Raw genomic sequence first — 21,471 nt, 5'->3', positions numbered from 1 at the left:
AAGAGTGAGTCATGAACCCGACATTATAGATGCGCTTAGCGTACCCGCAGCGTGCGCGTGGCGCGCAGCCGTGTATCTTCGCCTTCGGTGATGCGAGCGGTGACCAGACGAGCCCGCATGCCATTGGGCAGAGGCACCTGACCCCGGACAAAACCATAATGGCCCACCGTGAACGGGATAGGGTCCAGATTGATGGTGGCTACGCGGCCATTTGGATAGACGCCTTCGACGACCAGCGTCATCTTGCCATTGAACTCGGGTTTGTCGGCCGAATCCTGCATGATCAGCAACTGATAGTCGAGATTGCCCTCGACGTTGCGGAACGTGGCCGAAGAAATGCCGGGCGAGGTGCCGCGAGGATCAGCCGGAATGCTGTCGATCAACGCTGTGATGTTGGCCTGTTGCTCGGCAACGCGGGCGCGGGCGGTATCCAGTTCGGCCTTAAAGCGCGAGGCATTGCTTTGCGCTTCTTGTTGGCCATGTGAAAACTGATCCAACTGGGCTTGTAGACGCTGTTTCTCGATGTTGGCCGCGTTCAGGTCGTGGTGCAGCTGCTGGGATTCCTCGGCCGTCAAACGTGGTGGTCCGTAGCTGGACTGCAAGAACAACACGCCTCCGGCCCCAAGTGCGATACCAGTCAAAATCAGCATCAGCCAGCGCGGTACGCCGCGCCGACGACGCGTGGCGCCATAGGCAGAGTGTTGGAAGACGACGGGCTTCCGGGAGGAAAATAAAGCCATCTTGGGTTTCCTGTGGTCTATCGTCAGAATGTATGTAGAGAGGATGCCTGAGCTTGTAGCCTGGCATCCAAGTCGGCCAGGCGCGCAGGGGTGCCGATATCCATCCAAGCGCCATGGTAGTGAACGCCGGCTACTTGACCTTGCTGCATAGCCTTACGCAGAAGCGGCGCCAAAGGGGCGGGTTGATCGGCGCGCACGCCAGCAAACAGTGCTGGATGATACACGCCTATGCCTGTAAACGTTAGATGTGTCTGGGGACGGAATGTTACGGTTTGCCGGGCGCGGGGGTCGTGCACGCGCCCGTTTGGATCTAGCAGGAAGTCGCCTTGGGGATGGTGCGCAGGATTGTCGGTCAGCAGGAGGCAAGCCAGGTCGCGCTTGGGACTTAGGCCATGCGCCAGCGCTCGCGCCTGCTGTGGCTGCCAGTCGCACCAAACGTCGCCGTTAATCACCAAGAAGGGGGATTCGCCCAGCAGGGGTAAGGCATGGGCGATGCCACCCGCGGTTTCAAGCGCGGTGCTTTCCGCCGAATAATGCAGACGGACACCGTACTGGCGCCCATCCCCCAGCGCTTGTTCCAGTTTATGGCCCAGCCACGCGTGGTTGATGACGATGTCGTGAAAACCGGCACGCGACAAACGCAGAATATGCCAGAGTATCAGTGGCCGCCCGCCCGCCCGCAGCAAAGGTTTGGGTAGAGCGTTGGTCAGGGGGCGCATGCGCTCGCCGCGCCCCGCCGCCAGTATCATGGCTCGCATCAGAAAGTGAAGCCCGTAATGGTCTGACGCGACTCCAGGCGATCAAGCAAACGCAGGAGTGGGAGAAAACGGTCGTAGCGCACCGCAACTTGGCGCACATAGGCGCTGACACGCGGTATGTGATCCAGGTATTGCTGCTTGCCATCGCGGTGCCAGAGTCGGGCAAAGACACCCAGAATGCGCAGGTTGCGTTGCAGTGACATCTGCTCGTAAGACTGGTGCAAGTCGGCGAAATCCTCTGGCACGGGCAGCCCTGCCTTGCGTGCGGCTTCCCAGTAACGAATCGCCCAGTCCAACTGCATGGGCTCTTCCCAGGTGGTGCGTGCATCCATCACCAAAGAAGCCAAGTCGTAGGTAATAGGGCCTAACAAAGCGTCTTGATAGTCGATGATGCCGGGATTCGAGCCATGTTCCGGCCGTTGGCAGTACATCAGGTTGGGTGAATGGAAGTCGCGATGCACGAAGACGGTAGGCTGCGCAGCGGCCTCGCGCGCCAATTCTGCAAAAATAGAGGCAAGCATGTCTGATTCGCTGGCCGTCAAGGTGGCTTGGCAATGCTTTTGCGCATACCATTGCGGGAAGAGCTCTAGCTCTTGCAGTAATTTGGCTTCGGTGTAAGAAGGCAGTCCTCGGGTGCCGGCCTGCTGCATACGCACCAAAGCCTGAATGGCGTCGCGGTACATAAGCTGCAGCGTATGATCCGGTAGATCGTGGCGCGAGACCGTGTCATAGTAGGTGGCTGGGCCCAGATCGGTCAGCAGCAACAGGCCTTGATCCAGGTCGGTAGCCAAGGCTTCGGGCACGTTCAGACCGGCGCTTTGCAGTAGGCGGCTCACATGCAAGAAGGGCCGGCAGTCTTCCTGGGGGGGCGGGGCGTCCATAACGATCCGAGTATTGCCATGGCTGTTAACGCGAAAATAGCGGCGGAAACTGGCATCGCTGGAAGCAGGGCGCAGGCTGGTGATGTCAATCCCCAGATGGGCTGGCAAGCTGGAAAGCCATTGCTGGACAATGGGCAGGCGGGTATCGGAAGGCGGATTCAAGAGGGGCTACCGTAAGCGGAACGTGCGGCGCAGAGGCGTTCGCACCAGGTTAAAGCAAGTTGGCGCCGCGCAAACGGCGTCCTTATTTATAATACCGGGTCGCGGGTCGTTCCGGCATGGCTCGTGTGGCGACCGGGTGTTTGTTTATTGGGGCATTTTGCGCGTGCATTGGTTTAAGTGGGCTACGTTTTCTCTGTTGGGGGCTGTCGCTGCGGCTGCATCGGCCCAATCCCGGCTGCCCGCGCCTCCTGCGCCCGAGCTGATCATCTCTCCGCAACTGCGTCCACACGAAGTTCAAGAGTCCGATATGCCGGTGTTTTCGGTTGCCGATGATGTGCGTACCGACGAAGACGGCAAGCTGATTCTGACCGGTAAGGCCGAGGTTCGGCGTATCGATTCAGTCGTCAAGGGCGACCGCATCGACTATCAACGCGATACCGGCCAAGTCGATGTGCAGGGCAGTGGCTTGATCATGCGCGACGGCACCATCGTCAATAGCAGTTCGTTCAGTTACAACATGGATGGTGAAACCGGCGAAATCACGGCGCCGACATTCATTTTGGGCGAGGGCGGAGGCTCGGGCCGAGCCGAGTTTGGCGAGATTTTCAGTCGCGACCACATGCGCCTGACGGAAGCCTTTTATGTGGCCTGCCCGTGTCCTGAGCCTGCCTGGCATATCACCTCGCCGCGCGTGGATTTCTACATAGACAAAAACGAAGGCGTGGCTCGCAATGGCGTGCTGTTCTTCAAGGGCGTACCCATCTTGGCTTCGCCCTACTTGTCTTTTCCTTTGCGCAAAGAACGCAAGTCGGGCTTTTTGCTACCTACCTATGGCGGTTCCAGTAATAGCGGGCTCGAACTGTCAGTGCCCTATTACTTCAACCTGGCCCCCAATTACGATCTTACGCTGACCCCACGTTTCATGGCCAAGCGCGGCGTGCAGTTGGGCACCGAGTTTCGCTACTTGGGTAGCGACTACGAAGGTCAGCTTACGGGCACCTACTTGAACAAAGATCGTCGTGCCGACACCGATAGGTGGATGTACAGGTGGCAGCATAATCACAATTTGGGCAATGGGTTTTACTCGGCTATCGATCTGCATCGCGTCTCTGACGACGATTATTACCGCGACTTCACCTCTTTGGGCCTTAACGAGGCCTCGATAGATTCCATTCCCAGCATGGCCACGCTGGGTTGGTCGGGCTCCAAGTATTGGCAGGCGCACGTTCAAACGCTAACTTACCAAACGCTGCAAGACCGAACCGCCCAATACTCCCGTTTGCCGCAATACGACAAACTGCCCGAGCTTTATGTGCGCGGGGCGCGTTACAACTGGGGCGGTTTCGACCTCACGTCTGATAATTACGCCACGCAGTTCAAGATGCCCAAGTATAGGGATCCTTTCCATCCCTATCCCTACAACCCCAGCCTTTTCCCCAGGCAGTCCTACGACGGCCAGCGGGTCAGTTCTTACAACAGTATTGCCTACCCCATTATTCGTGCAGGCTGGTACATGGTGCCCAAGGCGGCCATGCACCTTAGCCAATATCACACTGATTGGCATGGATTTGCATTGGGGGCAGACGGCTACAACGGGCGTTTGCCGGGCACGCCCCGTACGCAGTCCCGGGCCTTGCCGCTGCTGTCGCTCGATACCGGCATGACTTTCGAGCGGCCTACCTCGCTCTTTGGCAATGCCGCGATTCAAACACTAGAGCCCAGGTTGTACTACTTGTATGTACCGTATCGCGATCAGGCGTCCATTCCCATTTACGACACCAGCATCGCCTCGTTCAACTTTGCGCAGGCCTTCGAAGAAAACCTGTTCAGTGGTGGGTGGGATCGCATTGCCAATGCCAACCAACTGACTTTGGGCCTGACCTCGCGCTGGCTAGACGAAAGCACGGGGGCCGAGCGTTTGTCCCTCTCGGTGGCGCAGCGCCTGTATTTTGAAAATCAGAAAGTCACGATGCCGGGTGCCAAGCCGCGTACGAGCACCAAGTCGGATTATCTGCTGGGCGTCAACGCGGCCCTGACGGATAAACTGGACTTGCGCTTTGATGCTCAAGTGAACCCCGAATCTCGTGAACGCAACCGCATGAGTGCGGGCGTGAGGTGGCAGCCCAAGCGCCTGGCGCTGTTGGCCCTGAACTACCGCTACGAGCGTGACCCTGCACAGTTGGTCGATCCCAGTGTGGTCAATGCCATCAACTACATAGACAACAGCAAAGAGCAAATGTCGCTGTCGGGACAATGGCCTTTGAGTTCCAAGATTTTCGCCGTGGGCAGGGTAGATTATTCCCTGCAAGAAAAACGCTCTACCCAGCTGGTGCTGGGCTTCGAATACAAAGGCGATTGCTGCTGGGTGGCCCGCACGGTTTACCAGCGCTACGCCGTCTCCGAGCAAACCACCAATACGGCGGTTTTCTTCCAACTTGAATTGCTAGGGTTGGGTTCGCTGGGTACGGACCCATTGGGCATGCTGTCCAAGGCCATCAACGGATATCAGTCCGTGACGCCGCCCATCCCCGAAACAACCACCTACGAGAGGTATGAATGATGTCCTTCGACCACGTCATGCGCCGGACGCTGAGCGCAACGGTATGCCTGCTGCTTGCGGGCACCACGTGGGCGCAGACGGCAGGCAAGCAGGCAGCCCCCCAGGCGGCTGCGCAACCGGCCGCACAGCCCTCGCAGTTCGTCGATGGCATTGCCGCAATCGTCAACAAGCAGGTCATCACGCTGCGCCAGCTCGAGCAGGAAACCAACAAGGCGACGGCTCAGCTTGCCCGTCAAAACATCCCCGCTCCCGAGGGTGACATCCTGCGCAAACAGGTATTGCAGCGCATGATCATTGACACGCTGCTGGATCAAGAGGCCGAGCGTTTGAACATCAAGGTCAATGATGCGCAGGTCGAGTCAGCCGTCTTGTCGATTGCCAGGCGCAATAATCTGACGCCCGATCAACTGCGAGCCGAGATCAACAAAAGCGGTGCGCAGTGGGAAGACTATCTTGGCGATCTCAAGCTCGAGATCCGCAACGATCAGTTGCGTCACCGCGTCGTCGAAAATCAGATCATGGTTTCAGACGCAGAGGTCGACTCTTTCCTCAAAAACCAGCATCGTGGCAATCGCTTGAGTGCGCTGGGCGGAGCCGGGCAGCAAGCGCCCGAGCCCCTTATGCTGGGGCTCTCGCAAATTCTGGTGGCAGTGCCGGAAGGCGCTTCGGCCTCGCAAGTCGCGCAATTGCGCGCCAAAGCTGAAAGCCTGCTGCAGCGCCTGAATACGGGCGCCGATTTTGCCGCGCTGGCGGCGTCAGCCTCGGATGGTCCCGAAGCGCTAAAAGGGGGCGAGATGGGGATGCGTCCCGTTGACGGCTGGCCGGACCTCTTCATCGAAGCGGTGCGTCAGGTGCCCGAAGGGGGCGTCAGTGGCTTGATCCAAAGCGGTAACGGCTTTCACATCATCAAGGTTGTCAGCCGCGCCGATAGCTCTCCTCCGGTGGCAGTGGCCAACCAGACGGCAGAGCAGGGCGCAAACGCCGCCCCGACCGGCCCGGTCATGGTGACCCAAACACGGGCGCGACACATCTTGATTAAGGCCTCTCCAGCCATGACGGAAGAACGCGCCGTGCAGCGTCTCGAGCAATTGCGTCAGCGTATAGAAATGGGCGAGTCTTTCGACGATCTGGCACGCCGCTATTCGGAAGACGCTTCCGCGCCGCAAGGCGGGGATCTGGGTTGGGCCACACCGGGTGACATGGTGCCTCAGTTCGAGCAAGCCATGGACGCCTTGCAGCCTGGCCAACTCAGCCCAGTTGTGCAGTCTCCTTTTGGCTGGCACCTGATCAAGGTGGAAGAGCGGCGCACCAAAGACATGGAAGACGAATACCGTCGTATGCAGGCGCGTCAGCAGTTGTTCCAACGTCGCGCAGAGCCCGCATTCGAAGAATGGCTGGGGCAGTTGCACGGCCAGGCTTTTATCGATAACCGCCTGGAGCCTCAGTCGCGGCGCCGCGCACGCTGAGCGGGGGGAACACATGCCCGCCGCGCATCAGGCGCGCAAGCGCTTCGGCCAGCACTTCTTGGTCGATGAAGCCATCATCTACGGTATCGTAAAAGCGATCTCGCCCAAGTCGGGCGAGGTCGTGGTTGAAATCGGGCCAGGCTTGTCTGCGCTTACCCAGCCTTTGCTTGACCGCTTACCCCATCTGAACGTGGTCGAGATAGACCGCGATCTCGCAGCACGCCTGCGCAAGCGCCACACGCCCGAGCGTCTGCATGTTGTCGAAGCCGACGCCCTGACGGTCGACTTCAGCCAGTTCGGCGAGGGGGTGCGCGTTGTAGGCAATCTGCCCTATAACATTTCCAGCCCCTTGTTATTCCATTTGATGCAGTACGCCGATTGCATCCGCGATCAGCATTTCATGCTTCAACGCGAGGTCATTGATCGCATGGTGGCCGAGCCAGGTTCGGCAGACTATGGCCGTTTATCCGTGATGTTGCAGGCTCGTTATTGGATGGACAAACTGTTCGACGTGCCGCCAGAGGCTTTCGACCCCCCACCCAAAGTGGTGTCGGCGGTGGTGCGTATGGAACCTTTAAAGGGCGATTATCCCAGGGCAAAAAATGCGGCTGTGTTTTCACAACTGGTTGCCCGGGCTTTTGCGCAACGGCGCAAGATGCTGCGCCGCGCTTTAGGGGACTGGGCTGCCTTGCTAGACTGGGAGGCTGCGGCGGTAGAGCCTACGGCGCGCGCCGAGACCTTGAGCGTAGGGCAATATATAGCGTTGGCCGATCAGTTGCATGCCGCCGGCATCAAAGGCTGACGACTAGGTCAGCCTGGTCAAGGCTGGGGCAAAGGCGGCATGCTTTAGCCCCTTGCGCTTGTTATCCAAAAAACCAATAACACACGCCAATAGAGGCCAACACGCCAACGATGTCTGCGGTCAGGGCGCAACTGACCGCATGGCGTGTGCGTTGAATGCTGACGGCCCCGAAATAAACCGCCAATACGTAGAAAGTGGTTTCGGTACTGCCTTGAACGGTGGCGGCCAACAGCGCAGGGAAGCTGTCCACGCCAAAGTGCTGCATGGTTTCTATCATCATCGCGCGTGCCGCACTGCCCGAAAACGGCTTGACCAAGGCGGTTGGCAAGGCATCGACAAAACGCGCGTCAAGGCCGGCGGTTTGCACCAGCCAGCGTATGCCTTCCAAGGCCACATCCAGTGCCCCAGAGGCGCGCAGGGCGCCGATAGCGCACAACATCGCCACCAGGTAAGGCAGCAATTGGCGACCTATGTCAAAACCTTCTTTGGCGCCCTCGACAAATGCGTCGTAGACCGGCACCTTCTTGATAGCGCCCACCAGAAGAAAGACGACGATGATGCCGAATAGAACGATGTTGCCCAGCACCGATGAGAGTGCGCTGATGGCAGCTGCGGATAGCGTGGCCAGTAAAGCCATGAAACTGCCCAGCGCTAGAATCAAGCCCCCCACCCAAGCCAATACTACCGGGTCGAATATGCGCAGGCGCTGTACGGTAGCCACAAGTAAAAGCGCGAATAGCGAGGAAATGGAGGTGGCCAGCAATATAGGCAGGAACACCAAGGTGGGGTCGGGAGCCCCTTGTTGGGCCCGGTACATGAAGATGGTAACGGGCAGTAAGGTCAGCGATGAAGCATTGAGCACCAGAAAGAGAATCTGGGCGTTGGTGGCCGTGCCGGGGCTGGGGTTCAGGGACTGTAAAGCGCGCATGGCGCGCAGCCCTATGGGCGTAGCGGCGTTGTCCAGGCCCAGCCCGTTGGCGGCGAAATTGAGGGTGATGAGCCCAATGGCTTCATGCCCGGCGGGCACCTCGGGCATCAAGCGGCGAAACAGTGGCGCAAGCAGGCGGGACAGATGCTGAATCAGACCCGCCTGTTCGGCAATGCGCAGAAAACCTAGCCATAAGGTTAGGGTGCCGAACAGCAGCAGCATGATCTCGACCGAGAGCTTGGCCATGTCGAACAGGCTAAGAACAATACGAGAAAAAACGGCTGTGTCGTGCAGAAAGACAAGCTGAACAAGCCCCGACAAGGCAGCAACAAGGAAGAAGGCCAGCCAGAGGATGTTGAGCATGGATGGAAGCGCTTAGTCTTTATGAGTGTCGGATTGAATCAGCTCTACCTTATAGCCGTCTGGGTCTTCAACAAAGGCGATGACGGTCTGGCCGTGCTTCATGGGGCCGGCTTCGCGCACGACGCGCCCGCCTTTTTCTTTGATCAGACGACAGGCTTCGTAGGCGTCTTGGACTTCGATTGCAATATGGCCGTAGGCAGTGCCCAGTTCGTAATGCTCGGTGTCCCAGTTATGGGTGAGTTCCAGCACGGTACCTTCGCTTTCTTCCACATAGCCCAGAAAAGCCAGGGTAAAGCGCCCATCCGGATAGTCTTTGCGACGCAAGACGCGCATACCCAGCACCTGGGTATAGAAGTCGAGGGATCGCTCTAGGTTACCGACACGCAGCATGGTGTGCAGCAGTCTCATGGCAGTGTTCTCCGTGAAAAGTCATGTGCCAGGATTGTAGTCCCTGAGCCGTGCCGCTTACAGCAGAGGCAAGGTGGCGGGATGATGATTGCGCAAGGTTTGGCGCGCGCTTTCGAAGCCAGGCATCAGGCGGCCGACTTCTTGCCAGAAGGCGGGCCCATGGTTCATATGCCGCAAATGGGCGACTTCGTGCGCGATGACGTAATCGATGATGACTGGCTCGAAGTGAATCAGGCGCCAGTTAAGCATGATGTTGCCCTCGCTATTGCAAGAGCCCCACCGGGTATTGGCGGAAGATAGACGCCAGCGCTGCATGACGGCGCCGCTACGCTGCAAGAAGTGTTGCAGGCGTTCATCAAACTGGCGTTTGGCCATGTTTTGTAGCCATGCATGAACGGTGTCACGAACCCGGGATGAATCGGCGTCGGCAGGCAGGGCCAAATGCAGTACCTGCCCCGCCTGAGGCTTGGCGGGCTCGCCTTCAAAGATGTGGCCGTGGCCGCTGTGACCCAGACGCAAAGTGATGAATTGGCCCATATACGGCACACGTCCGCCTTCACGCCATTGCGTTTCGGCCATGGCCAATTGCTGTTGGCGACGGTGCCGTTGGCGCATTTTGTCGAGCAGCCATCGCGCTTTTTCCCGCACCGCGCCATCCACCTGAGCCAGTGTTACCCACTTGGGCGCCGTGACGACGATGCCGTCATCGCCAACGGTCAACCCGATACTGGTGCGCCGGGATCGACGCAAGACGAAGCCTATGGGTTGGGTGGGCGTATCGACTTCACGCCAGCGCGCGCCGGGCGCTAACTGCGCGGGGCAGGCGATGGGTATGGGCGCCTCATTGGTGTGAGTTGCCGGGGCTATTGCAGGCGGTGGGGCCGCTGGAGGGGCTGGCGGGGTATCAAATAGTGCCAGCTGCTCGGTAGAGTTTGAGGTCATGGCGTGACGCAGCCGCTCGTCAATTTGACTCCAGGCGCTGCATTTCCTGTTCTATCCAGGCGCGCGCCTCTTGATTGATGGCGTCGGCAGACTTGCCTTCGGTTTGAATCAAAGGGCCGACAGAAACGGTGATCAGGCCCGGCTTCTTGATAAAAGCATTGCGCGGCCAGACTGAGCCGGCGTTGTGGGCGATGGGAATGACGGGGGCGCCGGTACGTTCTGCCAGCTTGGCTCCGCCTGCTTTGAAACGGCCCATCTTGCCCGGAGGAACCCGGGTGCCTTCAGGGAACAGCGTGGGCCATCGTCCTTCTTCCAGACGTTGACGGCCTATGCGCACGATTTGCTCGAAAGCGTCTTTACCCTTGCTGCGGTTGATGGGAATCATGCGCAAGGTGGCCAAGCCCCAGCCGAAGAAGGGAATGTAATGCAGTTCCTTTTTATAAACGAAGCAGGCTTCGCGTGGCAGGTGGGCCGGAAGAAACAAGGTTTCCCAGGCTGATTGATGCTTGGCCAATACGATGCCGCGGCCGTTGGGGAAGTTCTCGCTGCCTATGACTTGCCAGCGTATGCCCACGATGACGCGAGCGCCCCAGATAGCCAACCTGGCCCATCCGGTGGTCAGGCGATAGCGCTGTCTTTGGGGTAGAGGAGACCAGAGCAGACTGAGAACCGCATACGGGATGACGGTAATGGCTAGAAAGAGTGCATAAAGCAGGGAGCGGATAAACGCCATGGTCAGCTTCCCAGCCAGCATTCAACGACATCGGCCAAGGTGGCAGCGACCTGAGTGCCTGGCGGCAAAGTATGAGCCTGCTGCGTTTTCTGGCCGTTTCCGGTGAGCACCAGCCAAGGTTGGCATCCGGCGGCGGCGGCGGCCTCCAGGTCGCGCAAGGAGTCCCCTACAACCGGAACCTGCGAGAGGTCGACATCGAAACGATAGGCGATTTCATGCAGCATGCCTGGTTTGGGCTTGCGGCAGTCGCAGCCGTCGTCAGGGCCATGAGGGCATAAAAAGATGGCGTCGACATGGCCACCCAAGGGCAGAAGCTCTTGGCGCATCTTGGCGTGTATGGCGTTCAAGGTTTCAATACTGAACAGGCCGCGCGCCAGCCCCGACTGGTTGGTAGCCAGCACCACGCGCCAGCCCGCCTGGCTGAGGCGGGCGATGGCTTCCAGGCTGCCAGGCAAGGCTACCCATTCGTCGGGACTCTTGACGAAGGCAGGGCTGTCATAGTTGATGACGCCGTCGCGGTCGAGAATAACCAGCTTCACGCGGCCAGCCTTGAAATGTCGGCCACCTGGTTCATCAAGGTGTGCAGGCGGGCCAGCAAGGCCAGACGGTTGGCGCGTACAGCGGGGTCCTCAGCCATGACCATGACATCGTTGAAGAAATTATCGACAGCCTGGCGCGCATTGGCGAGTGTAGCCAGGCTGGCCGCGAAGTCGCCACGCTGCAATTGCGCGGCGGCTTCGGGTGCCAGCGCCTGTACGGCTTGAGCCAGCGCCTGTTCGGCGGGCTCTTGCAAACGAGCCACATCCACCTCACCCAAGGCCTCATCGGTTTTCTTGAGCAGATTGCTGATGCGCTTGTTGGCTGCGGCCAAGCTGGCGGATTCTGGTTGCTGAGCAAAGGCTTCGCAAGCCAGGATACGTGCACGTACTTCGTGCAGTGCAGGGCGCAAGGCCAGAACGGCATCCACGCTTTGCCTATCGTGGTGGGCATTGAGCTGATTACGATAGCGTTCGAAGATGAAATCGCGCACTTCGTTCAGGGTGGTTGCAGGCAATACGCCGGCTTCGAAGGTGTCGGCTGCGGCTTGCAAGAGCGCTTCCAGCGTCAGTCTGGCATCGTCGGGTACTGGCAGATAGCCCCCGGCAGCCAGCTGCTCAAAGGCGCTGATCAGACCCAGTGCTGCGCGTCGCAAAGCGTAAGGGTCGCGCTCGCCTGTTGGAGCCAAACCTATGCCCCAGATACCCATCAGCGTTTCAGCGCGCTCGGCCATGAACAGGATGGCGCCGATCAGTGTCTCAGCGTTTACGGCTTCGTCCAGACGAATGCGGTACTGATCCTTCAGGGCACGCACTACCTCGGGGGCTTCACCGTCGGCTTGGGCGTAGTAGGCGCCCATGATGCCCTGAAGTTCGGGGAACTCGGCAACCATGCCAGTGTTCAGGTCGGCCTTGGCCAGCTGTGCGGCGCGTTCGGCCAGGGCGACATCGGCTTGCAGACGCTCGGCAAGGAAACGCGCCACCTGGCTGATGCGTTCAGCGCGTACCAATTGCGAACCCAGTTTGTTGTGGTAAACGCTTTCGGCCAGTGCGGGAATACGCTCGGCCAGTGTTTGCTTGCGGTCGGTCTCGAAGAAGAATTGGGCGTCGGCCAAACGTGGGCGCACCACCCGCTCGTTACCCTCGATGATGTGATGCGGGTCGGCAACCTGCATATTGCTGACGATAAGGAAACGGTGCGTCAACTTGCCGTCAGTGGGGTTGAATAGGGGGAAGTATTTCTGATTCAGACGCATCGTCAGGATCAGGCATTCGGGCGGCACGCTAAGAAAGCCCTGGTCGAACTGACCTACGTAAACCACGGGCCATTCAACCAGTGCGGTGACTTCGTCCAGCAGTGCTTGAACCTCGGGGTCGTCGCCTATGGTGGCTTGCAACTGTGCGGCGTGCTGAGCCAGTTGACCCGCAATGTTCTCGCGGCGTTGTGCAAACGAGGGAATCACTTTGCCTGCCTGGCTTAACTGATCCACGTACTCATCGGTTTGCTTCAGGCTGATGACTTCGGGCGCCAGAAAACGGTGGCCTTGGGTGAGGCGGTCGGCTTGCAGGCCCAGTGCCTGCACGGGTACGACTTGATCGCCCCACAGCGCGAGCAGGCGATGGGCGGGACGCACGAATTTAACGGTTGTGCTGCCGTCGGCCAGTTGATACTGCATGACCTTTGGGATAGGCATCTTGGCGATGGCTTCATCCAAGGCCAGTTGCAGACCCTCGGCCAACGCGATGCCGGGCGCTACGCCGTTGGCGTACAGGTATTCTTGCTTGCCGTCTGATTCGCGCGCCAGGTCGGCTACAGTCAGATGCTCCCATCCTTTGCTTGCCAGTTTCTTTTGCAAGGCTGGCGTGGCGTTTCCGTCGGCATCCAGGCCGACTTTCACCGGCATGAGTTTCTCGGAGTAGCTTTGCTCGGGGGCTTGGTCGCGGACGACTGTCAGCAGTACAGCCAAGCGCCGGGGCGTGGCGTAGTCTTCGCAGGCACAGTCGTCAGCAAGCAAGTGTTGAGCAGCCAGCGTGTCGCGTACTTGGTGGGCAAAAGCCTGGCCCAGGCGGTTAAGCGCTTTGGGTGGCAGTTCTTCGGTCAGCAGTTCGACCAGCAGGGGGCGAGTGTTGCTCATTACACGCCCTCCGTGCGGCGCAGCATGGGGAATCCCAGTTTTTCGCGGGAATCGAAATAAGCTTGGGCAACGGCGCGCGATAACTTGCGGATGCGGCCTATGTAAGCCGCGCGCTCGGTAACGCTGATGGCGCCGCGCGCATCTAGCATGTTGAAGGTGTGGGCGGCTTTCAGAGTGGCCTCGTAGGCGGGAAGCGCCAGCGGGACATCGATCAGGCGAGTGGCCTCTGCTTCGTAATCGTTGAAATGCGCAAACAACATGGTGGTCGAGGCATGCTCGAAGTTGTAGGTGGATTGCTCCACCTCGTTTTGATGGAAGACGTCGCGGTACAGCACCTTGCTGCCGTCGTCGCGTAGGGTCCAGACCAGGTCGTAGACGCTTTCAACGCCTTGCAGATACATGGCCAGGCGTTCAAGACCGTAGGTGATTTCGCCCATGACCGGATGGCAATCCAGGCCGCCGACTTGCTGAAAGTAAGTGAACTGCGTGACTTCCATGCCGTTGAGCCAGACTTCCCAGCCCAGTCCCCAGGCGCCCAGGGTGGGGTTTTCCCAGTCGTCCTCGACAAAGCGGATGTCATGTTGCTGAGGATCTATGCCCAAGGCTTGCAAGGAAGCAATGTACAGATCGAGAATCTCGGGAGGCGCGGGTTTGAGCACGACCTGGAATTGGTAGTAGTGCTGAAGCCGGTTGGGATTGTTGCCGTAGCGCCCGTCTTTGGGGCGGCGCGAGGGCTGCACGTAGGCGGCACGCCAGGGCTCGGGCCCGATGGCGCGCAGGAATGTGGCGGTGTGCGAGGTGCCCGCGCCCACTTCCATGTCGTAGGGCTGCAGCAGGGCACAACCGTGCTTGTCCCAGTACTGTTGCAGGGTCAGAATAATTTGCTGGAAAGTAAGCATGCGCGAAAAAAAGAAAGGCCTGAAGTCGCAAAATCCCTTGATTTTAGCGTGGTTTGCAGTCTCGCCGGCTGCGGGGCTATCCGGGCGGGTCGCGCACCCTGGGCAAGCGTGATCTGGCATCAGCGTAGTTGTTTTATAGTTTAATGGTTCATATTTCTACTAAATCCTGGATATTTCCGGAGGCATCGATGTCCGAACTGGTCAAGACCGAACTCAACGATGGCGTTTTGCTCATCACCATCAACCGTCCCGAGGCTCGCAACGCCATCAATTACGAGACTGCGCACGCCATGGCTGACATATTTGTGCGTATGGACGAAGACGACGACGTGGTGTTGGGAATTCTTACGGGGGCGGGTGGCACGTTCTCGGCAGGCATGGACCTCAAGGCATTTGCCGCGACGGGGCAGCGTCCGCTGGTTGAAGGGCGTGGGCTGGGTGGCCTGTGCGAAAAGCAACCACGTAAGCCATTGATTGCTGCCGTCGAGGGTTATGCCTTGGCAGGTGGCTGCGAGCTGGCTTTGGCTTGCGACATGATTGTTGCCGCCAACAACGCCAATTTTGGTCTTCCCGAAACCAAGCGTGGCTTGATCCCCAGTTCGGGCGGCATGTTGCGTTTGCCTTATCGCATTCCTTATCACGTGGCCATGGAAGTCATTTTGACGGGTGATATGTTCAGTGCCGAGCGCGCCTACCAGTTTGGTATGGTCAATCGTCTGGTTGAACCGGGCAAGGCTGTTGAAGGTGCCCTGGAACTGGGGCGCGCTATTGCCCAGAATGGGCCCATGGCGGTGCAGGCAGCCAAAGAAATCGTCAAGCTGTCGCGCGATTGGCGTCAAGACGAAATGTTCGAGCTGCAACGTCCTCGCGTGACCAAGGTTTTCACTTCGGCTGACGCCAAGGAAGGCGCTACCGCTTTTGCCGAGAAGCGTAAGCCTGTCTGGCAAGGTAAGTAATATGCGGTAACGGCCTGTCTTGAGCAGGCCGGCATGCTGCGCTAAGCTGTTCCTGGCCGGCAAGGCGTTTTAAAGAAAAGCCACCCATGTCTGCGGTGGCTTTTCTGTTTGCTTTTCCACCTTTACCCAAGGAGGGCAGCAATATGCGCGCACCGTTTTTTACTGTGATGACGCCCACTTTCAATCGCGCTCATACCCTGGGCCGCGTATTTGAATCTTTATTGGCGCAAACGGGCGTCGACTTTGAGTGGCTGGTGGTCGATGACGGTTCAACGGACAACACGGCGCAGGAGGTGGCACAGTGGCAACAGCATGCGCCTTTTCCCGTGCGCTATGTGTGGCAGCCCAATCGTCATAAAAAAGCAGCTTTCAATCATGGCGTTCGGGAAGCCCGAGGCAGTTGGCTGGTAGCCTTGGATAGCGACGATGCCTTGGAGGCGGATGCCTTGGCGCAGATGCAGGCTGTCATCGCGTCTTTGCCTACCGAGCGGCAGGCAGTGTTTTTTGCGGTCACGGGCTTGTGTGCCCGGCCTGATGGTCGCATTGTGGGCGATCTATTTCCCAAAGACGGCATGGACGCCAGCGTGCTGGACATGGTGTTCCGTTACCGTGTGGCCGGCGAGAAATTCGGTTGCATGCGCACCGAGGTGTTGCGTCGTTTTCCTTTTCCTGAAGATGTCCCCGGTTTTGTACCCGAGAGCTTGGTATGGCGTGCCATTGCTCGCGCCGGCTATCTTAGCCGCCACGTGAATCAGGTGTTCCGCGTTTATCACGATAGCGGTGATTCGCTGTCCCGCCAGGGGGTGGACGGCGGGCGCCATGCCTTGGGACTGTGGTTGCTGGCGCAAGATACGCTCTGCCACTGCATGCCTTGGTTTAGGTACTGGCCCAAAGCTTTCTTGCTGGCGGCAGCGCGGTACACAAGATTTGGCATGCATCTACGACACGACGGGCAAGCCCTGCCCGAAATGCCGCCGCTAAGTGGGCAGGCACGGGTGTTGTGCGCCCTCATGTGGCCCGTGGGCGCCGCCCTGTATTGGCGAGATCGACGGCAAAAGGGTGGGCCGGCGGGCGCTTGATATAAGCAATGGCCGGCGCGGTTCAGCTTTTGCGGGTGTCGTCCGAGTCTTCGCCATCCTCGTCGTCTTCGTCCTCGTCCGCCCATTCCGGTAGCGTATCGTTCAAGGCAAAGGGTAGCAGCGCAGCCAGGTCGTCGCTCCAGCCGATTTCTTCGCCTTCGCCGTCTAGCTTGATGAAGCGCGCGCCTTCCATTTCGGTAAGCTGTATGGCCCACAGGTACTGGCAGTGATAAGAGGCGCCGTCTTCCAGTTCCAGCCCCCCTTTTTGTCCCACCAAACGACCGTCGGCGCCGCCCACTTGAACCGTCGCCATGTCCTGCTCATCGTCACCTTCTTCCAGGGGTACGGCAAACACCACCCACTCGAAGCCGCTTTCAGTGGCATCAATGATTTCGGCCAGCACGGGCTTGCCCAAGTAGGCGCTGAGTGCGTCGGCTGTGCGACCTATCAGGTCGGACTCCTCTTGGTTGAATACCAAAGGAGCGGAAGGGGAGGTAGACATGAGTAAACTCGCGGCAAGAAATTTCTGACATTGTAGGCTGCTGTTGGCGCTTGAGGCACGCGCCGTACCGCGTTTTCAGCCGGTGCCTGTCCGAGTGGCCTACAATCGGGTTTTGATTGTTTTCCCCTATGGAAGGGTTATGGCTCAGTACGTTTATACGATGAACCGCGTGGGCAAAATCGTGCCCCCCAAACGCCAGATTCTGCGTGACATTTCCCTGTCGTTCTTTCCTGGCGCCAAAATTGGCGTGCTGGGCCTGAACGGCGCGGGCAAATCAACACTGCTGCGCATCATGGCGGGTGTCGATAAAGACATTGAAGGCGAAGCCGTGCCCATGCCTGGGCTCAAGATCGGTTATCTGCCTCAAGAGCCCCAGCTCGATCCCGAACACACTGTCAAGCAGTCCGTCGAAGCTGGGCTGGGCGAAGTATTCGAGGCGCGTAAACGACTGGACGAGGTTTATGCTGCCTATGCCGAGCCTGATGCCGACTTCGATGCCTTGGCTGCAGAGCAGGCCGAACTGGAAGCCGTCATCGAGGCGGCGGCTTCCAGCGGCTCCGACGACATTGCTCACCAGATGGAAATCGCCGCCGACGCGCTGCGTTTGCCGCCCTGGGATGCCGTAGTAGGCAATTTGTCGGGCGGCGAGAAGCGCCGTGTGGCACTGTGCCGCCTGCTGCTGTCCAAACCCGACATGCTGTTACTGGATGAGCCCACCAACCACCTGGATGCCGAAAGCGTAGAGTGGCTGGAACTCTTCTTGCAGAAATTCCCGGGTACCGTCGTCGCCGTGACCCATGATCGTTATTTCCTGGATAACGCCGCAGAATGGATACTCGAACTGGATCGGGGGCATGGTATTCCCTGGAAGGGCAATTACAGCTCATGGCTGGAGCAAAAAGAAGCTCGCCTCAAGCAAGAAGAAGCCTCCGAGTCGGCACGCCAGAAAACCATCAAGAAAGAACTTGAATGGGTGCGTCAGAATCCCAAGGCTCGCCAGGCTAAATCCAAGGCGCGTATTGCCCGTTTCGAAGAGCTCAGCTCGCACGAATACCAGAAACGCAACGAGACATCGGAAATCTTCATTCCGGTGGCCGAGCGCCTGGGTAACGAAGCTATTGAATTCAAGGGTGTCAGCAAGGGTTACGGCGACCGGCTGCTCATTGACGATATCAGCTTCCGTATTCCGCCGGGCGCCATCGTCGGCATCATAGGCCCCAACGGCGCAGGTAAATCCACGCTGTTTCGCATGATTGCCGGTAAAGAGCAGCCCGATAGCGGTGAAGTCGCTATCGGCCAAACGGTCAGGCTGGCTTATGTCGACCAGTCTCGTGAAGCCTTGCCCGACGAAAAAACCGTGTTCGAGGCCTTGTCCGATGGGGCCGACCTGATCACCGTTGGCAAGTTTGAAATGGCTGCACGCGCCTATCTGGGTCGTTTCAACTTCAAAGGGGGTGACCAGAACAAACGGGTAGGGCAGTTGTCGGGCGGCGAGCGCGGGCGCTTCCACTTGGCCAAAACCCTGATCACGGGCGGCAACGTATTGCTGCTGGACGAACCCTCCAACGATCTGGACGTCGAAACCTTGCGTGCCCTGGAAGACGCCTTGCTGGAGTTTGCGGGTACGGTGCTGGTCATCAGCCACGATCGTTGGTTCTTGGATCGCATCGCCACTCACATTTTGGCATTCGAGGGCGACTCCCAAGTGGTATTCTTCGACGGCAACTACCAAGAGTATGAAGCCGACAAGAAATTGCGTTTAGGCGAAGAAGGCGCCAAACCTCGACGCATACGCTACAAGGCTTTGAAGTAACCGCCACCCTAAGATGGTCTGTCCGGTTCGATAGCGGGCTGCGCGGTATTCTAGGAAACTTCCAAATGCCGTCAAAACGTACCTTCGCTATCGTACTGGCAGCCGTTGGGGTGCTGTACGCCGCCCTTATGGGCGGCTGTGCTTTGCCGCCCCTGGACGGTCGCGAGGCTTCCTCGGCACTCAGCCAGCAAGAGGCCCGGGCGACTGCGCTAGGCAAAGCCATTAGCCCGCTGGCTGACACCCATGCGGGCCTGTCGGGCATCCATCCACTGGCCGATGCCCGTGATGCTTTTGCTGCTCGCATGTCTTTAGTGCGTGCCGCCGAGCGCACCCTGGATGTGCAGTACTACATTTGGCGTGCCGACATGACGGGCACCTTGCTGCTTGAAGCCCTTTACGAGGCGGCAGACAGGGGTGTACGGGTGCGTTTGCTGTTGGATGACAACGGCATCGCCGGCCTGGACGATGAGCTTGCAGCGCTGGATGCGCATGCCAATATTCAGGTCAGGCTCTTCAATCCTTTTTTACTGCGTTGGCCCAAGATGCTGGGCTATTTCACCGATTTTTCGCGCCTGAACCGGCGTATGCACAACAAGTCTCTGACAGCCGACAACCAGGTCACCATTATTGGCGGCCGCAATATTGGTGACGAATATTTCGGCGCCAGTGACGTCATCATCGTGCACTCTGGCTATGCCAAGCGGCGTGAGGACTTGCTGCGAGGGGGCGTGCAGCTATACGAGATGCGTAGTGCGGCATCAACGCCACAGCCTCAGGGGTCGCGCTTGCTCGGCAGCTCGGGTTCCAGCTTGCACGCCAAGACTTTCGCGGTAGATGGCGAGCGTGTGTTTGTAGGCTCGTTTAACTTCGATCCGCGCTCTGCCAAACTCAACACCGAACTCGGCTTCGTGATCGATAGCCCCGCGCTGGCCCGGCAAGTGACACGGATTTTTAGCCAAGATGTTCCGCGGATGGCCTATCGTTTGGGCTTGGATGAAGACGGAGAAATTTACTGGCTGCTTCACAAAGACGGTCAAGAACAACGCTTTGATGTAGAGCCTGGTACCAACTGGTGGCAGCGAGCCACCATCAAGTTTCTTCAGCTCTTGCCCATAGACCCGCTTTTATAATGCTTAGGCGAGTATCAGGCAGGAGCGGGTGGCATACCCGACAAGCTGCGTGTTACAAAGTGTCGGAAACACAAGCAATTTGACCCGCACTCCCGTCATGGAACCAGTACATTGAAACTATGCCTAATCAGACATGGCCGAGCTGCGGGGCCCGGCAAATTTTCCACGGAGGTGTCATCATGAAGACAAGAACCTGGACCAAACCTTTGGCTCTTTGTGTATTGGCGGTAGCCATGGCGGGCTGCTCCAGCTGGGACAGCATGAGCAGTCGTCAAAAAGGGGCTGTTACCGGCGCCGGTATAGGGGGCGTTGCGGGGGCCGTTGTTACCAATGGTGGCGTACTGGGCACAATAGGTGGTGCCGCTGTGGGTGGCGTCATAGGCGACCAAATCGGTAAAAACAGATAGTTTCTGCCCGTTTAAAACATCAAGCGCCGCACCCAGTATTGTGGGTAGCGGCGCTTTTTGCTGCTTGAATGCCTAGACGCCTGTTTAGGACTGAGCCGGCTGGCCTGGCTGAGGCATTTCTATTTTTACTTCCAGGATCTCTAGTTCTTCTTGACGATCAAGATTCACTTGGATGTCTTCGGGGTTGATTTTGACATAGCGCGAGATAACTTCCACCAGTTCTTTGCGAAGCTGGGGAAGGTAATCTGGGCTGGTGCCACTTCCGCGTTCGTTGATCAGGATAAGTTGCAGTCGCTCTTTGGCCACCGAGGCCGAGGTCTTCTTTTGCCCCAGCAGAAAAGATAGAAAAGACATAGATTACTTGCCTCCGAAAAGGCGCTTGAACAGCCCCGGTTTCTCGTAGTCGACAAAGCGTAATGGGCGCTCTTCACCCAGGTAACGGGCTACGACGTCTTGGTAGGCCTGAGAAACGTCAGTGTCGCGCAGATGGATGGCCGGTACCCCTTGGTTAGAGGCCTGCAAGACGTTCTCGGACTCAGGAATGACGCCGATCAGTTTGATGCGCAGGATGTCTTCGACGTCGCTAAGCGACAGCATTTCGCCGTCCAGGACACGCTTGGGGCTGTAACGCGTAAGTAGCAGGAACTCTTTGATGGGTTCTGAGCTGTGAATGGCGCGATGCGATTTGGACGACAGAATGCCCAGGATGCGGTCGGAGTCGCGTACCGAAGAGACTTCGGGGTTGGTGACTACGATGGCGTCATCGGCAAAGAAAGAGGCCATCAGTGCGCCGGTTTCGATGCCGGCGGGCGAATCGCACACGATGTATTCGAAGCCCATGCCTTTAAGGTCGTTCAGCACCTTTTCGACGCCTTCCATGGTGAGGGCGTCTTTATCGCGCGTTTGCGAGGCGGGCAGAATGTACAGGTTCTCGAGTTGCTTGTCGCGGATGAGAGCCTGGTTCAGGGTGGCATCACCCTGGATGACGTTGACGAAATCGTACACGACACGGCGTTCGCAACCCATGATGAGGTCGAGATTGCGCAGGCCGACGTCAAAATCGATGACTACCGTCTTGTGGCCACGCATGGCGAGGCCTGAGGAAAAGCTGGCGCTGGTGGTGGTTTTACCCACACCGCCCTTGCCGGATGTCACCACAACTATACGCGTCATGACGTAAAAATCCTTGTATGCAGATAAACCACGTAATCGTAATGCAAAAAACCGCTTAAGTGCGGTTCGCCAGGTTGCCAAACTGGCACGCTTGGCAA

The 21,471-nt window shown here is 58.4% G+C and carries 21 protein-coding genes; 8 read left to right on the top strand and 13 right to left on the bottom strand.

The window, feature by feature from the left end:
* Positions 1-35: 35 nt before the first annotated feature.
* Genes H0484_RS01915 through H0484_RS01905 form a run of 3 tightly spaced genes read right to left on the bottom strand, consistent with a single transcriptional unit; the run spans position 36 to position 2,541 of the window.
* Positions 36-740 (bottom strand): hypothetical protein, encoded by a 705-nt coding sequence (locus H0484_RS01915; protein WP_226952742.1) that lies wholly within the window; start codon positions 738-740, stop codon positions 36-38.
* Positions 741-763: 23 nt separating this feature from the next.
* Positions 764-1,498 (bottom strand): N-acetylmuramate alpha-1-phosphate uridylyltransferase MurU, encoded by a 735-nt coding sequence (gene murU, locus H0484_RS01910; RefSeq protein ID WP_226952741.1) that lies wholly within the window; start codon positions 1,496-1,498, stop codon positions 764-766.
* Complete coding sequence (locus H0484_RS01905; protein ID WP_226952740.1) at positions 1,498-2,541, bottom strand: aminoglycoside phosphotransferase family protein; 1,044 nt, start codon at positions 2,539-2,541, stop codon at positions 1,498-1,500. Before H0484_RS01905 ends, murU begins: the two co-directional genes overlap by 1 nt.
* 154 nt (positions 2,542-2,695) lie before the next feature.
* Here H0484_RS01905 and H0484_RS01900 point away from each other — a divergent pair, with 154 nt between their 5' ends.
* From H0484_RS01900 to rsmA, 3 genes are read left to right on the top strand one after another with little or no spacing between them, the layout of a single operon-like run.
* A complete protein-coding gene (locus H0484_RS01900; protein ID WP_390624809.1) occupies positions 2,696-5,101 on the top strand; it encodes an LPS-assembly protein LptD in 2,406 nt (801 codons plus the stop codon).
* Positions 5,098-6,567, top strand: coding sequence for a peptidylprolyl isomerase (locus H0484_RS01895; RefSeq protein ID WP_226952739.1), 1,470 nt, complete (start codon positions 5,098-5,100; stop codon positions 6,565-6,567). The genes H0484_RS01900 and H0484_RS01895 overlap by 4 nt, the downstream gene beginning before the upstream one ends.
* Positions 6,568-6,580: 13 nt before the next feature.
* Complete coding sequence (gene rsmA, locus H0484_RS01890) at positions 6,581-7,369, top strand: 16S rRNA (adenine(1518)-N(6)/adenine(1519)-N(6))-dimethyltransferase RsmA (RefSeq protein WP_226952738.1); 789 nt, start codon at positions 6,581-6,583, stop codon at positions 7,367-7,369.
* Between the two features lie 61 nt (positions 7,370-7,430).
* On the opposite strand, the gene H0484_RS01885 is transcribed toward rsmA, so the two are convergent.
* From H0484_RS01885 to glyQ, 7 genes are read right to left on the bottom strand one after another with little or no spacing between them, the layout of a single operon-like run.
* The gene (locus tag H0484_RS01885) at positions 7,431-8,660 is read right to left on the bottom strand and encodes a nucleoside recognition domain-containing protein (protein WP_226952737.1); all 1,230 of its coding nucleotides are present in this window, start codon (positions 8,658-8,660) and stop codon (positions 7,431-7,433) included.
* 12 nt (positions 8,661-8,672) lie between these two features.
* Positions 8,673-9,068: a lactoylglutathione lyase gene (gloA, locus tag H0484_RS01880; protein WP_226952736.1), complete on the bottom strand. Its 396-nt coding sequence runs from the start codon at positions 9,066-9,068 to the stop codon at positions 8,673-8,675.
* Between the two features lie 57 nt (positions 9,069-9,125).
* A complete protein-coding gene (locus tag H0484_RS01875) occupies positions 9,126-10,010 on the bottom strand; it encodes a M48 family metallopeptidase (RefSeq protein ID WP_226952735.1) in 885 nt (294 codons plus the stop codon).
* Between the two features lie 19 nt (positions 10,011-10,029).
* Positions 10,030-10,743, bottom strand: coding sequence for a lysophospholipid acyltransferase family protein (locus H0484_RS01870; protein WP_226952734.1), 714 nt, complete (start codon positions 10,741-10,743; stop codon positions 10,030-10,032).
* 2 nt (positions 10,744-10,745) lie between these two features.
* Positions 10,746-11,282 (bottom strand): D-glycero-beta-D-manno-heptose 1,7-bisphosphate 7-phosphatase, encoded by a 537-nt coding sequence (gene gmhB / locus H0484_RS01865; protein WP_226952733.1) that lies wholly within the window; start codon positions 11,280-11,282, stop codon positions 10,746-10,748.
* On the bottom strand, positions 11,279-13,414 hold the full coding sequence (gene glyS, locus H0484_RS01860; protein ID WP_226952732.1) for a glycine--tRNA ligase subunit beta: 2,136 nt from the start codon (positions 13,412-13,414) through the stop codon (positions 11,279-11,281). Before glyS ends, gmhB begins: the two co-directional genes overlap by 4 nt.
* The gene (gene glyQ, locus H0484_RS01855; RefSeq protein ID WP_226952731.1) at positions 13,414-14,313 is read right to left on the bottom strand and encodes a glycine--tRNA ligase subunit alpha; all 900 of its coding nucleotides are present in this window, start codon (positions 14,311-14,313) and stop codon (positions 13,414-13,416) included. Before glyQ ends, glyS begins: the two co-directional genes overlap by 1 nt.
* A 188-nt stretch (positions 14,314-14,501) precedes the next feature.
* Here glyQ and H0484_RS01850 point away from each other — a divergent pair, with 188 nt between their 5' ends.
* Together H0484_RS01850 and H0484_RS01845 are read left to right on the top strand one after the other, a co-directional pair.
* The gene (locus H0484_RS01850; RefSeq protein WP_226952730.1) at positions 14,502-15,269 is read left to right on the top strand and encodes a crotonase/enoyl-CoA hydratase family protein; all 768 of its coding nucleotides are present in this window, start codon (positions 14,502-14,504) and stop codon (positions 15,267-15,269) included.
* A gap of 143 nt (positions 15,270-15,412) precedes the next feature.
* Positions 15,413-16,348 carry a glycosyltransferase family 2 protein gene (locus H0484_RS01845; protein ID WP_226953013.1) on the top strand — a complete coding sequence of 312 codons (936 nt, stop codon included), beginning with the start codon at positions 15,413-15,415 and terminating at the stop codon, positions 16,346-16,348.
* A 22-nt stretch (positions 16,349-16,370) separates the two neighbouring features.
* On the opposite strand, the gene H0484_RS01840 is transcribed toward H0484_RS01845, so the two are convergent.
* Positions 16,371-16,850, bottom strand: coding sequence for a hypothetical protein (locus H0484_RS01840; protein WP_226952729.1), 480 nt, complete (start codon positions 16,848-16,850; stop codon positions 16,371-16,373).
* Between the two features lie 139 nt (positions 16,851-16,989).
* On the opposite strand from H0484_RS01840, the gene ettA reads away from it, so the two are divergent.
* The 3 genes from ettA to H0484_RS01825 all read left to right on the top strand — a co-directional run bounded on the left by ettA (position 16,990) and on the right by H0484_RS01825 (position 20,200).
* Positions 16,990-18,663 (top strand): energy-dependent translational throttle protein EttA, encoded by a 1,674-nt coding sequence (ettA, locus tag H0484_RS01835; protein ID WP_226952728.1) that lies wholly within the window; start codon positions 16,990-16,992, stop codon positions 18,661-18,663.
* Between the two features lie 65 nt (positions 18,664-18,728).
* Positions 18,729-19,793, top strand: coding sequence for a phospholipase D family protein (locus H0484_RS01830; RefSeq protein WP_226952727.1), 1,065 nt, complete (start codon positions 18,729-18,731; stop codon positions 19,791-19,793).
* A gap of 179 nt (positions 19,794-19,972) precedes the next feature.
* Positions 19,973-20,200 carry a glycine zipper 2TM domain-containing protein gene (locus tag H0484_RS01825; protein ID WP_226952726.1) on the top strand — a complete coding sequence of 76 codons (228 nt, stop codon included), beginning with the start codon at positions 19,973-19,975 and terminating at the stop codon, positions 20,198-20,200.
* A gap of 84 nt (positions 20,201-20,284) precedes the next feature.
* Here the strand turns inward: H0484_RS01825 and minE are convergent, their stop codons facing one another.
* Both minE and minD read right to left on the bottom strand, forming a co-directional pair.
* Positions 20,285-20,554 (bottom strand): cell division topological specificity factor MinE, encoded by a 270-nt coding sequence (gene minE / locus H0484_RS01820; protein ID WP_226952725.1) that lies wholly within the window; start codon positions 20,552-20,554, stop codon positions 20,285-20,287.
* Positions 20,555-20,557: 3 nt separating this feature from the next.
* Positions 20,558-21,373 carry a septum site-determining protein MinD gene (minD, locus tag H0484_RS01815; protein ID WP_226952724.1) on the bottom strand — a complete coding sequence of 272 codons (816 nt, stop codon included), beginning with the start codon at positions 21,371-21,373 and terminating at the stop codon, positions 20,558-20,560.
* Between the last annotated feature and the right edge of the window lie 98 nt (positions 21,374-21,471).

The organism is Mesopusillimonas faecipullorum, assembly GCF_020539505.1.
GTDB lineage: Bacteria > Pseudomonadota > Gammaproteobacteria > Burkholderiales > Burkholderiaceae_B > Mesopusillimonas > Mesopusillimonas faecipullorum.
The sequence above is the reverse complement of the archived record's forward strand: the minus strand, read 5'-3'. Positions and strand labels throughout refer to the sequence as shown.